Annotated in this window: 13 protein-coding genes; 7 read left to right on the forward strand and 6 right to left on the reverse strand. The window is 60.9% G+C overall.

Annotation, left to right across the window (positions count from 1 at the left end; genetic code table 11):
• Window position 1 precedes the first annotated feature (1 nt).
• The 6 genes from AB8A50_RS24145 (at window position 2) to AB8A50_RS24170 (ending at window position 5,214) form a co-directional block, all read left to right on the forward strand.
• Window positions 2-1,024, forward strand: a complete 1,023-nt coding sequence (locus AB8A50_RS24145; RefSeq protein WP_439079155.1) for an ABC transporter substrate-binding protein — start codon at window positions 2-4, stop codon at window positions 1,022-1,024.
• 8 nt (window positions 1,025-1,032) lie between these two features.
• Window positions 1,033-1,836, forward strand: coding sequence for an ABC transporter ATP-binding protein (locus tag AB8A50_RS24150; protein ID WP_439079156.1), 804 nt, complete (start codon window positions 1,033-1,035; stop codon window positions 1,834-1,836).
• Window positions 1,837-1,877: 41 nt separating this feature from the next.
• Entirely contained in the window at window positions 1,878-2,669 is a 792-nt protein-coding gene (locus tag AB8A50_RS24155) for an ABC transporter permease (protein WP_439080025.1), read from the forward strand.
• Window positions 2,669-3,652 carry a 2-hydroxyacid dehydrogenase gene (locus AB8A50_RS24160; protein WP_089266316.1) on the forward strand — a complete coding sequence of 328 codons (984 nt, stop codon included), beginning with the start codon at window positions 2,669-2,671 and terminating at the stop codon, window positions 3,650-3,652. The genes AB8A50_RS24155 and AB8A50_RS24160 overlap by 1 nt, the downstream gene beginning before the upstream one ends.
• Window positions 3,653-3,708: 56 nt before the next feature.
• On the forward strand, window positions 3,709-4,359 hold the full coding sequence (locus AB8A50_RS24165) for an AprI/Inh family metalloprotease inhibitor (protein WP_439080026.1): 651 nt from the start codon (window positions 3,709-3,711) through the stop codon (window positions 4,357-4,359).
• A 159-nt stretch (window positions 4,360-4,518) separates the two neighbouring features.
• The gene (locus tag AB8A50_RS24170; protein ID WP_439079157.1) at window positions 4,519-5,214 is read left to right on the forward strand and encodes a tetratricopeptide repeat protein; all 696 of its coding nucleotides are present in this window, start codon (window positions 4,519-4,521) and stop codon (window positions 5,212-5,214) included.
• Between the two features lie 15 nt (window positions 5,215-5,229).
• Here AB8A50_RS24170 and radC read toward each other — a convergent pair whose 3' ends face one another.
• The 4 genes from radC to AB8A50_RS24190 all read right to left on the reverse strand — a co-directional run bounded on the left by radC (window position 5,230) and on the right by AB8A50_RS24190 (window position 9,047).
• Window positions 5,230-5,949 carry a RadC family protein gene (gene radC / locus AB8A50_RS24175; protein WP_439079158.1) on the reverse strand — a complete coding sequence of 240 codons (720 nt, stop codon included), beginning with the start codon at window positions 5,947-5,949 and terminating at the stop codon, window positions 5,230-5,232.
• Between the two features lie 97 nt (window positions 5,950-6,046).
• The gene (map, locus tag AB8A50_RS24180; RefSeq protein ID WP_439056996.1) at window positions 6,047-6,874 is read right to left on the reverse strand and encodes a type I methionyl aminopeptidase; all 828 of its coding nucleotides are present in this window, start codon (window positions 6,872-6,874) and stop codon (window positions 6,047-6,049) included.
• Window positions 6,875-7,005: 131 nt separating this feature from the next.
• On the reverse strand, window positions 7,006-7,719 hold the full coding sequence (gene sfsA, locus AB8A50_RS24185; RefSeq protein ID WP_439079159.1) for a DNA/RNA nuclease SfsA: 714 nt from the start codon (window positions 7,717-7,719) through the stop codon (window positions 7,006-7,008).
• Between the two features lie 5 nt (window positions 7,720-7,724).
• Complete coding sequence (locus AB8A50_RS24190; protein ID WP_175368541.1) at window positions 7,725-9,047, reverse strand: mechanosensitive ion channel family protein; 1,323 nt, start codon at window positions 9,045-9,047, stop codon at window positions 7,725-7,727.
• A gap of 239 nt (window positions 9,048-9,286) precedes the next feature.
• Between AB8A50_RS24190 and AB8A50_RS24195 the strand changes: the two genes are divergently transcribed.
• Window positions 9,287-11,083, forward strand: coding sequence for a potassium/proton antiporter (locus tag AB8A50_RS24195; RefSeq protein ID WP_093759886.1), 1,797 nt, complete (start codon window positions 9,287-9,289; stop codon window positions 11,081-11,083).
• Window positions 11,084-11,088: 5 nt separating this feature from the next.
• Here the strand turns inward: AB8A50_RS24195 and modC are convergent, their stop codons facing one another.
• Window positions 11,089-11,769, reverse strand: a complete 681-nt coding sequence (gene modC, locus AB8A50_RS24200; RefSeq protein WP_068733910.1) for a molybdenum ABC transporter ATP-binding protein — start codon at window positions 11,767-11,769, stop codon at window positions 11,089-11,091.
• Between the two features lie 2 nt (window positions 11,770-11,771).
• Window positions 11,772-12,467, reverse strand: a complete 696-nt coding sequence (gene modB, locus AB8A50_RS24205) for a molybdate ABC transporter permease subunit (protein WP_068733848.1) — start codon at window positions 12,465-12,467, stop codon at window positions 11,772-11,774.
• Window positions 12,468-12,469: the final 2 nt, after the last annotated feature.

Below are 12,469 nucleotides of genomic sequence, written 5' to 3' on the forward strand. Positions count from 1 at the left end.
TATGAGCCCGATATCCCTGCTGCGCGCGTTAACCATTGGCGCACTGGCCGTGATGGCCGCGCGGTCGCCCGCCACAGCGGAAACCAGGCTCGACAAGGTCAGTTTCGGAACCAACTGGGTGGCCGAGGCTGAACATGGCGGCTTCTTCCAGGCGGTCGCGGATGGCACCTACAAGAATTACGGCCTCGACGTCACCATCGTGCCGGGCGGCCCGAACGTGAACAACCGCATCCTGTTGATCTCGGGCAAGCTCGACTTCTTCATGAGCGCGAACACGCTGCAATCCTTCGATGCCGTCGCCAATAATGTGCCGGTGGTCGCTGTCGCCGCGATCTTCCAGAAGGACCCGCAGGTCTTTCTGGCGCATCCCAATCCCAAGGTGACCAAGCTCGAAGATCTCAAGCCGATGACGCTGCTGATCTCGAAGGAGGGCGTCGCCGGCTATTTCCAATGGATGCGATCCGAGCTTGGCTTCAGCGCGTCCAAGGTCAAGCCTTACACCTATAATGCGCAGCCTTTCATCGTCGACAAGAACAGTGCGATGCAGGGCTATGTTACGTCCGAGCCGTTCGTGGTCGAGAAGCAAGCCAATTTCAAGCCAACCGTGATGCTGCTCGCGGATTACGGTTTCGATGGCTATTCGACCTTGATCGAAACGCGCCGCGAATGGGTCGATAAGAAGCCGGACCTTGTCCAGCGTTTCGTCGATGCCTCGATGATCGGCTGGTACAACTATCTCTATGGCGACAACAAAGCCGCCAATGAAGTCATCAAGAAGCTCAACCCGGAAATGACCGATGACCTGCTGGCCTATTCCATCGCCAAGATGAAGGAATACGGCATCGTCGACTCAGGTGATGCGCTCAAAGACGGTATCGGCGCCATGAGCGAAGCGCGTGTTGCCAGCTTCTTCGACAAGATGTCACGCGCAGGCGTGGTCAAGCGCGACATCGACTATCGCAAGGCCTATACGCTGCAGTTCATCAACAAGGGTGTCGGTCTCGATCTCCGGCCGAAGAAGTAGCCCGGCAGATGGCCGACCCTGCCTTGTTGAGCGATGCACCCACCGCCGTGCGCCTGCGCGGTGTCACGAAGGTCTATGACAACGGCACCGTGGCGCTGGGGCCGCTTGATCTCGATATTCGCAAGGGCGAGTTCGTCTCGCTGTTGGGCTCGTCCGGCTGCGGCAAATCTACTGCACTCCGCCTGATTGCAGGCCTGATCGCGCCGTCAGCGGGCACTTTAGATATCGCTGCGCAGAGCAGCGGTCACGCCATCGGTTTCGTGTTCCAGGAGCCGACGCTGATGCCATGGAGCACGATCCGGGAGAATGTGCGACTGCCGCTGAAGCTGGCACATATGCCGGATGCGCAGTCGACGGCGCGAGTGGATGAGGTGCTCGCACAGGTCGGTCTCGCGGACTTCGCCGGAGCCTATCCGCGCGAATTATCGGGTGGCATGAAGATGCGGGCGTCGCTGGCCCGCGCGCTGGTGACCGAGCCGGATATCCTGCTGATGGACGAGCCCTTTGCGGCGCTCGACGAGATCACGCGCTTCCGGCTCAACAACGACCTGCTGGCGCTATGGCGCGAACTCGGCAAGACGGTCATCTTCGTCACTCATTCGGTGTTCGAGTCGGTTTATCTGTCGCAGCGCGTTGTGGTGATGACGTCGCGGCCAGGTCGCGTCAGCGCCGAATGCCATATCGAATCCTCTGAACCGCGCGACGACGCGTTTCGCACCTCGATGGCTTATGCCGGCTATTGCCGCGATGTTTCGCAAGCACTGATGGCGGCCAGTGACGCGGCATTCAACGAGACAAAGGCGCGGGCATGAAAGGGCTGGAGCCATTGCCCACAGTCGATCGCGGTTCGGCAATGCCCGGCAGCAGCATGCCGTGGCAGCGCATCGTCTGGCCGGTGGTCGTGTTCGTCGCCGGAATCGTTTTGTGGGATCTCGTCGTCCGGATCGGCGAAATCCCGCCCTATCTGCTGCCCGGCCCCTTACTTGTTTTCAAGACGCTGATCGCCGACTGGCCGGTTCTGTCTGAATCCCTCGGCGTGACGCTTCTGACCGCGCTCGAAGGCTTCATCGCCGCAGCCATCGGCGGCATCGCATTGGCTCTGTTGTTCAACCAGTCCAAATGGCTGGAATATTCGCTGCTGCCCTATGCCATCGTGCTGCAGGTGACACCCGTCATCGCCATTGCGCCCTTGATGCTGATCTATCTGCCGCAGCAGACGGCCGTTGTTGTCTGCGCCTGGATCGTGGCGTTCTTCCCCGTGTTGGCCAATACGACGCTCGGTCTCAATTCGGTAGATCGCAATCTGGCCGGGCTATTCCAGCTCTACCGCGCATCGCGCTGGCAGGTGCTGCGCTATCTGAAGTTTCCGGCGGCACTGCCATTCATACTTGGCGGATTGCGCATTGCCGGCGGATTGTCGCTGATCGGCGCGGTGGCGGCGGAAATCGCCGCGGGTGCCGCCGGCGCGGGTTCAGGCCTCGCCTATCGCATTTCGGAATCCAGCTATCGCCTCAATATTCCCCGAATGTTCGCGGCGTTATTGTTGCTGTCCGTTGCGGGGATTGTGATTTATATGCTGCTCGCGCTGGTATCCCACATTGTGTTGCGGCGCTGGCATGAGAGTGCACTGCGAAAGGAAAAATAATGGGGACGGGAATCTCTTCGGACAAAATCGACCTGCTGATCTATGGACCGACGAAGCCGCTGATCAATAACGGTTTCTCGGATCAGTTCGTATTGCATAAATATGAAACCCAGCACGATCTCGAACGGCTGCCGGCGGGTGTCGCCGAGAAAATCCGTGGCATTGCCGTGACCGGTCTGGTGCCGACCAACAGCGCCGTGCTGGCGAAATATCCCAAGGTCGAGATCATCTCCTCGTTCGGCGTCGGCTACGATCACATCGACGCGAAATATGCTGCCGAGAACAACATCCTCGTTACCAACACGCCGGATGTGCTGACCGAGGAAGTCGCCGATACGGCGCTCGGCCTGTTCATCGCCACTGCCCGCGAATTCATCAAGGCTGATAAATATGTCCGTTCAGGCCTGTGGCTGACACAGCCTTATCCGCTCACGGTCGGCTCGCTGCGTGATCGCAAGGTCGGCATGGTGGGCATGGGCCGCATCGGTCAAGCCATCGCGCGCCGTCTCGACGCCTCGCTGGTGCCGGTGGTCTATCACTCGCGCAATCCCGCCGCGGGCGTCTCGCACAAGCACTATCCGAACCTGATCGAGATGGCGAAGGCGGTGGATACGCTGATCGTTATTACGCCGGGCGGACCGTCGACGGCCAATCTCGTCAACGCGGAAGTCATGCAGGCGCTCGGTCCGCGCGGTATCATCATCAATATCGCACGCGGTTCGGTGATCGATGAGCCTGCACTGATTGCGGCGCTCAAATCGGGCACCATTCTGGCCGCGGGCCTCGACGTGTTTGCGCAGGAGCCCAAGGTGCCGGACGAGCTGAAGTCGATGCAGAACGTCGTGCTGCTGCCGCATGTCGGCTCGGCGTCGGTGGTGACGCGCAACGCGATGGATCAGCTTGTGGTCGACAACCTCAAACTCTGGTTCGCCGGCAAGGCGCCGACGACGCCGATTGCGGAAACGCCGATAAAGGGACGCTGATCGTGAGACACGCGTCGGGGCGCTGTCGATATTTTGCGCTGGCAGTTGCCGGCGCGATGCTCGCCGGCGCCCCGGCGCGAGCCCAGGATGCTGCCACCCTTCGGAAAAACATGATCGGGCAGTGGGAGCTCTCTACCACCGAGCGCAGCAAGACCTGCGTGGTGACGCTGAAGAACGACACGTCGCCACAGGGGCTGAAGCTCGAACTCGAACCGGATTGCGCGAAGGCGCTGCCTTTCACCAAGGATATCGCAGCCTGGAACACCAAGGGGCTCGATATCGTTCGGCTGCAGAATCCGACGGGCGAAGCCGTGATCGATTTCACCGAGGTCGAGAGCGGCATCTTTGAAGGCATTCGTACCGGCGAAGGCGTCTATATCCTGCAGAATCTCGCTGCAGCCCGCTCGCTGACCAAGTCGATGGACCAGATGATCGGCGACTGGTCCATGGTGCGCGGCAGCGGCCGCGTGGTCTGCGGTTTGACGCTGACCAATACCGAGACGACCCAGGATAATTTCGCCGTCTTCCTGAAGCCGCGCTGTGAACCCCTGGTGGCGAATTTCAATCCCAAACAGTGGCGCCTCGAACGGGGCGAATTGCTGATGATGTCGGCATCGGGCGAGACTTGGCATTTCGAAGCCGACGACAACGCTCAGTGGCGCCGCGTGCCGGATAGTGCCGACCCGCTCATCCTGCTGCGGCAGTAGGAGGTCGCTCCGCGCCCGCTTTTGCGGGGACGACGAGGAGAGGTCGTTGCCTGGATTGCGCGCTACGCATCAATCCGTCTGGTTCAAATCAGCTTCTTCGAACCTATTTCCGCTGCGCGTTACCAAGATGAATTGGTTCAAACCCGATTGGAGGGTGAGATGAAATTTTTCGCCTTGGCTTTTTCGTGCCTTTTATTCTTCTCAATGCCCGCCAACGCAAATGACGCAGACACCTTTAATGTAATGGTAGCATTGGCGAAAAAGGGAGATGCAGAGGCGCAATACCATGTGGGCATGATGTACAATAATGGCATTGGCACGCAACAGGATCGTAGGCAGGCCTTTGAGTGGTTTCAAAAATCAGCTGCGTCGAACGACCCGTTGGGAGCCTACAAGCTTGGTTGTTACTATGACGGGCAAGGCGCAGGCATCGTGGAGTCTGACACGGATCAAGCTTTAAAATACAAGCTTGTTTCTGCCGAAGCCGGCTACGCGCTTGCCCAGCACGATGTCGCGAATCTGTATGACAAGCGAGGAAATTCGGAAGAAGCGCTCAAGTGGTGGAAGAGGGCGGGTGATCAGGGATATCCCGGTGCCCTCTTTGGTTTGTCCCGTTTGTATTCCGCCGGAAAAGGAGCGCCAAAGGATCTGTCTTTGTCATATGCGTATTTCAAACTCTCGAAGCTGGCGCCCGCGAAAAATGTGAATGAGATGGCTGCACTGTTGTCCGAACAAGAACTCAAGAACGCAGAAAAACTGGTGTCCGAATGGAAGCCGCGGACAACTGCTTTAACACTCAAGGCAAAGAGCGGCATTCGAGCAGCAGAAGAATACGTCAAAACCATCAAAAACTAAGTGTTCTGATTGGCCTTAGATCAGCTTCAGCCCCTTAAGGCTGGCATGGCCGTGCTTGCCGACGATGATGTGATCATGTACCGCGATGCCGAGCGGGGCGGCGACATCGATCACCGCCTTGGTCATCTGCACATCGGCCTGCGACGGTGTCGGGTCGCCGGAAGGATGATTGTGCACCATGATAATGGCCGTCGCTGACAGTTCGAGCGCGCGCTTCACGACCTCACGCGGATAGACCGGTGTGTGATCGACGGTGCCGACCTGCTGGACCTCGTCCGAGATCAACTGGTTGCGCTTGTCCAGGAACAGAATGCGGAACTGCTCCTTGTCGGCGAAGGCCATGGCCGTGCGGCAATAGTCGATCACCGTGGCCCATGACGACAATGCGGTGCGCTGTTTCAATTGCCCCTTGGCAACGCGGGTGGTGGCAGCAGCGATCAGTTTGATCTCGGTGATGGCGGCTTCGCCGAGGCCGCCGATTTCGCGCAGCCGCGTGTCCGGGGCATGCACGGTTTCGGCAAAGGAGCCGAACTTGGTGATCAGCGATTTCGCCAGCGGCTTCACATCCCTGCGCGGCAGCGCACGGAACAGCACCATTTCCAGCAGTTCGTAGTCGCTCAGCGCATCGGCGCCGACGCTGCGAAAGCGCTCACGCAGTCGCTCCCGATGGCCATGATAATGCGGCGCTTCGGCAAGACCCGGCGGCACAGTCGGATCGATGGGGCTAACGGGCATGTGGCGCAAACGCTCGCATGGACATTATCCGCGAGCATGCCGTGCCCGGCTGCATTTGCAACCAGAAAGTGTTCGCTGTCGTGTGGCGATTTGAAGTTTAGGCGACGGGCGCGGGCGGCTGTTCGTTATGCCGCTTGGACAGCGTGAAAATCTCGACGCCGGTCGCCGTCACGCCGACGGTGTGCTCGAACTGCGCCGACAGCGACCGGTCGCGGGTCACGGCGGTCCAGCCGTCGGACAGAACCTTCACATGTGGCTTGCCGAGATTGATCATCGGCTCGATGGTGAAGAACATGCCGGGGCGCAAGGTCACGCCTTCGCCGGGGCGGCCGACATGGATGATGTTCGGCTCGTCATGGAACATGCGGCCGAGGCCATGGCCGCAGAAGTCGCGCACCACACTCATCTGCTGCGGTTCGACGAAGCTCTGGATCGCATGGCCGATGTCGCCGGTGGTATTGCCCGGCTTGACCACGGCGATGCCGCGCATCAGCGATTCATAGGTGACCTCGACCAGTCGCTCCGCCTTGCGGGCGAGTTCGCCGACGCCATACATGCGGCTGGAATCGCCATACCAGCCCTCGACGATGAAGGTGACGTCGACATTGACAATGTCGCCTTCCTTCAGCGCGCGGTCGCCGGGCATGCCGTGGCAGACCACGTGATTGATCGACGTGCAGGTCGAATAGCGATAACCGCGATACATCAGCGTGGCCGGAAAGGCGCCATGGCTGAAGGCGAATTCGCGGACGAAGTCGTCGATCGCCGAGGTCAGCACGCCCGGCTTCACCAGATCGGTCAGCTCGTCGAGACACTGCGACACCAGCGCGCCGGCCTTGCGCATGCCAGCAAAAGCGGCGGGACCATGCAGCTTGATCTGACCGGTTTTGCGCTGGGAGGTTTCGGAGGCTTCGACGTAGCTCATCAGGTGATCTTGCCAGGCAGGATGCGACGGGAATGCGTGATTTGAGGCCCCAATTTAATGGCTGGGGCCGTCAGCGCAAGCCAAAGCAGCCTCTCCAGGACCTCATTGCTCGGTCCCCACGCCAGCCATATTCATAGCTGAATCGGCACTCGGCCGGCCAAAACGATGCTGCCGTGGTCGATCCGGCAGGTATAGGCGACGGCTTCGACGCCCGCGGTGCAGGCTTTGTCGAAGGCGCTGCCATAGGCCGGGTCGATATCCCGCGCCAGCGCAAAAGCCGTGGACGAGCCGATCTGGACCACGAACAGCATTATGGCCCGTGCACCCGTAGCGACCATAGCGGCCAGTTCGTCCAGATGGCGGGCGCCACGCGCGGTAACGGAATCCGGGAACTCTGCCAGTCCCGGCTGGCGCATCATGTGGACGTTCTTGACCTCGACATAGCAGGGCGGCCGCGACGGGTGTTCCAGCACGAAATCCACCCGCGATGCCGCACCATATTTCACCTCGCGGCGGATGATGTCGTAGCCGGTAAGTTCGGGGATTGCGTTGGCGGCCAGAGCCTCGGCGACGATGGCATTGGGGTGCATTGTATTGACGCCGACCAGCTCCGGGCCATTGCCGAAGTCGGCTTCGATCAGCTCCCACGAGTAAGGCAGCTTGCGGGTCTTGCTCGGCGACTTCGACAGCCAGACCCGCGCGCCCGGCGCCTGCAGGCCGAGCATCGCGCCGGGATTGGCGACATGGGCGGTGATCATGCTGCCATCGGCGAGCTCGACATCGGCAAGGAAGCGCTTGTAGCGCCGCAGCAGCGTCGCCGGAACCAGATCGGCCTGTAGCTTCATCGGAACTACTCCGGACCGGATGCGACTTCGACAATGGTTTCGACCGGTAGTGCACCGCCACGGATCTTCAGCTCGCGGACCGGATAGGGCACGCGGATGCCCTCACGCTTGAAGGCATCCCACAGTCCCAGCATCACCTCGCTCTTCACGGCATCCATGCCGTCGGGCGAGTCGATCCAGAAGGTCAGCGAGAATTTCATGCCGGCTTCGGCGAATTCAGTGAGGATGCAGTTCGGCGTCTTGGCCGTATTGGCCCGTGGCGATGCCGTTGCGACGTCGATAGCCAGCTTGCAGACGACGCGCGGATCCGCATCGTAATTGGCGCTGAAATTGACCTTCACCAGCGTGTCCTTGTCCGTATAAGTCCAGTTCACCACCTTCTGGGTAATGAGGTCCTCGTTGGGGATCAGGAACTCGCGGCCGTCGCCCGCGGCGACCGAGATGTAGCGCGTATTCATCGCACTGATGCGGCCGGAGCTGTCCCCGATGGTGACGAGATCGCCGGGTTTCACCGATTTGTCCGCCAGCAGGATCACGCCGCTGATGAAATTGGCGACGATTTTCTGCAGGCCGAAACCGATACCGACACCGACTGCACCGGAGAACACGGCGAGCGCCGAGAGGTTGATGCCGACCGCACCCATGACGAGAGCGACGGCGAACACCATCAAGAGCAGACGCACTAGCTTGATCAGCAGGACCTGGATCGAGGGCGTGAGGTCATGGGATTGCCTGATGCGTCCTTCGAGAAAATTGCTGGCGATGTTCGAGAGCCATAGCGCTACCGCGAGCAAGACGCCGAGCTTGATCAAGAGTAGCGGGGTCAACCGGAGGCCGCCGAGGTCGATCCCGTTCGCATCCAGCATGGTGATGGTCGGCTGCAACTGGCCGACAATGCTGAGGGCCGCCACGAACCAGGCCGAGATCGACACCAGCCGGACTAGGAATTCGTTACGGATCACGCTGGTGACAAGCCGGATCACTAGCCACGCGAGTGCAAGCTTCGCGGCCACTGACAGCAAATAGCTGCGGCTGGGCCATGTCACGCTCAGCATGATCACGCGGTCGAGGGTCATCAGGATCGCAAAGGCCGCAGTGGCCGCGCTGCCGACGAGAATGCGCATGAACATGCGCAGCGGCGCCGGCCAGCCCATCGCCAGCGAGGTCATATCGACCCGCGAGCGGATTGCGGCCCCGATGGCGAAGGCAATGCCGCCGCCGGCCATCATAAGTCCGAGCTGCAAATAGAACCACGGCGAGGTTACCTCGGCGCCGAACGATCGTGCGGTTGCCAGCACGAATTCGTGGGTGTCGGTCAGGTCAAGCATCGCGCAGCTCTCGTTGTCGTGAATGTATCGTGTGGTGTGGAATCATCGCTGGACGGCGTATTTGATTCGGATGGGTAGAGATTCACACAAGCACCACGTCGACGCCATTGAGTGGAGCTTCTGCCTTGGGCAATTTCCGAGAAATATACCTGCAAATAGATATCACGCAGAAAACGTTTGGCGTCTCGGGATGACGACGATAAGCATGGATTTACAAGTATTTCCGGCCTCGGAGCCTCATGGCGTCACTTGATTCCGTCAGCATTGCCATCCTTCTCGGCGCAGTTCTGGTCATGGCCGGCATCCTGTCCAGCCTGCTCGCGCTTCGCTTCGGCGCGCCCTTACTGCTGTTCTTCCTGTTTATCGGCATGGTGGCCGGCGAAGCGGGCCCCGGCGGACTGCGGTTTGACGATGTCCATACAACCTATGTGGTCGGCTCGGTTGCACTCGCGCTGATCCTCTTCGACGGTGGGTTGAAGACACGATTTCAGGCCATTCGCGCGGTGCTGGCCCCGTCGATGGTGCTGGCCACGATTGGCGTGTTGTTGACGGCGTTGATCACGGCACCGGTCGCCAAATATGCCCTCGACCTGAACTGGACCCAGGCGCTGCTAACTGGCGCGGTGGTGGCTTCCACTGACGCGGCGGCTGTTTTTCTGCTGGTCCACGCGCAAGGCCTACGCCTTAGGCCGAGGGTTGGCGCGACGCTGGAAGTTGAGTCCGGAACGAACGATCCGTTCGCCGTCTTTCTGACCCTGACGCTGGTCAAGCTTCTGTCGCTGGGGGACGCCTCTGCCGGTCACGTGGCAATGGAATTTGTTCAGGAAGCCGTGCTGGGCACCCTGATTGGCGTCGTCGGTGGCCGGCTGGTTGTCCTGGCCATGAATCGCGTGGCGTTGCCGCAGGGGTTGCATGCGCCTTTCGTCTGCACCGCGGCTTTGGTGATCTTCGGGCTGGCCCAGATCGCTCACGCCTCGGGCTTTCTGGCGGTCTATCTTGCCGGCATCATCATCGGCAATCGTCCGACACGGGCGCATAATTCCGTGGTGACGTTCCTCGACGCTGCGACGTGGCTGGCGCAAATCGTGATGTTCGTGATGCTCGGTCTTCTGGTGTCGCCGGAGCGGCTGGTGGGCAGCATCATTCCGGCGGTCGGCGTTGCCCTGGTTCTGATGTTCGTGGCGCGCCCGGTTGCGGTCTTCCTGTGTTTGCAGCCCTTCCGCTTCAACTGGCGCGAAAAGATGTTCGTTTCGTGGGTCGGCCTGCGCGGTGCCGTCGCAATCTTCCTCGCCTCGATCCCGATGCTGGTTGGTCTGCCCAAGGCGTCGCTGTATTTCGACGTCGCTTTCGTGGTCGTGATCATCTCGCTGCTGTTCCAGGGATGGACGCTGGCTTTTGCCGCCCGGAAGCTGCATGTCGCTCTGCCGCGCACCGACAGGGGGCCGCGCCGCATCGAACTCGATTTGCCAGGTCAGCTCGAACAGCAATTGGTCGGCTATGCCGTGCGCCCGAAGAGCCTCTACCTGAAGCGCAACCTCATTCCGTCGTGGTCGAAGCCGACGCTGGTCATTCGCGATGAGCGCATCCTGACGCCGGCGGAGGCCGAGCCTGTTACGGCCGGCGATTACATCTATCTGTTGGCGCCACCGGAAAAGGCGGAGGCGCTGGATCGCTTCTTTGTCGACATGCCGCCGAGTACAGCGCCGGACCCGCATCTGCTTGGTGATTTCATGGTGTCTGGCGAAATCACTCTCGGCGATCTTGCGGCGATCTACGGCATCGCCGTCGATCCAGCCCAGGCATCGCTGACGCTGGCGGATTATTTCGATATCCATCTCGATCATGCGCCGACCGTTGGCGCCGCCTTGCCGATCGACAGCATCGATCTTGTCGCGCGCAGTCTTGGTGGCGGACGCGTCAACGTGGTTGGCCTGCGTCTGCCCGAAGATGAAGATCCCGCGCCGCCGAAGTTGACACGCAGGCAAGCCCTCAAGGCGAAATTGAAACGAGGCTGGACCACGCTGTCCGGCGCCTGATTGGCTCAGGCTGCCGGGATGATACGCGGCAGGATCTCGGTGCCACCGAAGGCCGCGACACGGCCGCGCTTCAGCATCACGACCTGCGTCGCCAGTTGCCGCATCTCGTCGGCATCGTGACTGACGAAGACCATCGGCACATCGCCTGCATCGCGCAGCCGCTTGAGGTAGGGCAGGATCTCCGCCTTCCGCTCCTCGTCGAGCGCACCCATCGGTTCGTCGAGCAGTAGCAGCCGCGGTTGCGATAGTAGCGCACGTCCCAGCGCGACGCGCTGGCGTTCGCCGCCCGAGAGGCCGCCGGGACGGCGATCAAGCAGATGTCCGATATCAAGCATCTCTGTAATGCGTGTTTCCTCAGCGGGATCGCGTGTCAGACGGTTCATCCGGCGACCGTAATCGAGGTTCTGTGCGACGCTCAGATGCGGAAACAGTCGCGCATCCTGAAACACGTAGCCGATGCGGCGCCGATGCGGCGGGACGTGGATGCGCGCGCTGCCGTCATAGAGCACGTCACTATCCACGGCGATGATGCCGCGATCCGGCTGCACGAGGCCGGCAATCATGCTGACCAGCGAGGTCTTGCCCGCACCTGAGGAGCCGAACAGGCCCGTCACGCGGCCTTCGCTGGTGAAGGCGACGTCGACTGAAAATTCGCCGAGTTGTTTGAACACATCAACGCGCAGCACGATCAGTTTCCGTGCAGCCGTTGCGTCGCGCGGCGCGCGAACCATTCCGAAGCGATAAGCGCCAGCACAGCGATGCCGATGGAGATCATCACCAGACGTGAGGCTGCCGCGTCACCGTCGGGCGTCTGGATCAACGAGTAGATCGCGGAGGAAATCGTCTGGGTCTCGCCGGGAATGTTTGAAACGAAAGTAATGGTGGCGCCGAATTCTCCGATGGCCTTGGCAAAGCCGAGCACCATGCCGGCCAGGACGCCGGGCAGCGCCAGCGGCAGGGTCACGGTCGCAAACACCTTCCAAGGCGATGCGCCGAGCGTGCTCGACGCCTGTTCGAGCCGCCGGTCAACCGCTTCAATCGAGAGCCGGATCGGCCGCACAAGCAGAGGGAACGACATCACGCCGCATGCAAGCGCGGCACCCGTCCAGCGAAAGGCGAAGACGATGCCGAGATGTTCGGCGAGCCAGGCGCCGAGAAGGCCGCGTTTGCCGAGCAGCAGCAGCAGCAGATAGCCGGTGACGACGGGCGGCAGCACCAGCGGCAGATAGATTATGGCGTCGATGATCGGCTTGCCCCAGAAATCACGCCGCGCGAGCAGCCAAGCGACGCCGATTCCAATCGGCGTCGAGATCAATGTCGCGATCACGGCGACCCTGACTGAAAGCAGGATCGCCGTCCATTCTTCAGGGGAGATGTCGGACACGT

It is taken from the genome of Tardiphaga sp. 841_E9_N1_2, from assembly GCF_051811065.1.
Lineage (GTDB): Bacteria > Pseudomonadota > Alphaproteobacteria > Rhizobiales > Xanthobacteraceae > Tardiphaga > Tardiphaga robiniae.

What these genes read in the sequence shown, in the direction of transcription:
- AB8A50_RS24190 (WP_175368541.1), bottom strand. Translation starts at nt 9,047, where the DNA reads ATGCTTGACCTGACCGACACCCACGAATTCGTGCTGGCAACCGCACGA.
- AB8A50_RS24160 (WP_089266316.1), top strand. Translation starts at nt 2,669, where the DNA reads ATGGGGACGGGAATCTCTTCGGACAAAATCGACCTGCTGATCTATGGA.
- map (WP_439056996.1), bottom strand. Translation starts at nt 6,874, where the DNA reads ATGAGCTACGTCGAAGCCTCCGAAACCTCCCAGCGCAAAACCGGTCAG.
- AB8A50_RS24165 (WP_439080026.1), top strand. Translation starts at nt 3,709, where the DNA reads ATGCTCGCCGGCGCCCCGGCGCGAGCCCAGGATGCTGCCACCCTTCGG.
- AB8A50_RS24195 (WP_093759886.1), top strand. Translation starts at nt 9,287, where the DNA reads ATGGCGTCACTTGATTCCGTCAGCATTGCCATCCTTCTCGGCGCAGTT.
- AB8A50_RS24155 (WP_439080025.1), top strand. Translation starts at nt 1,878, where the DNA reads ATGCCCGGCAGCAGCATGCCGTGGCAGCGCATCGTCTGGCCGGTGGTC.
- AB8A50_RS24145 (WP_439079155.1), top strand. Translation starts at nt 2, where the DNA reads ATGAGCCCGATATCCCTGCTGCGCGCGTTAACCATTGGCGCACTGGCC.
- AB8A50_RS24170 (WP_439079157.1), top strand. Translation starts at nt 4,519, where the DNA reads ATGAAATTTTTCGCCTTGGCTTTTTCGTGCCTTTTATTCTTCTCAATG.
- AB8A50_RS24150 (WP_439079156.1), top strand. Translation starts at nt 1,033, where the DNA reads ATGGCCGACCCTGCCTTGTTGAGCGATGCACCCACCGCCGTGCGCCTG.
- radC (WP_439079158.1), bottom strand. Translation starts at nt 5,949, where the DNA reads ATGCCCGTTAGCCCCATCGATCCGACTGTGCCGCCGGGTCTTGCCGAA.
- sfsA (WP_439079159.1), bottom strand. Translation starts at nt 7,719, where the DNA reads ATGAAGCTACAGGCCGATCTGGTTCCGGCGACGCTGCTGCGGCGCTAC.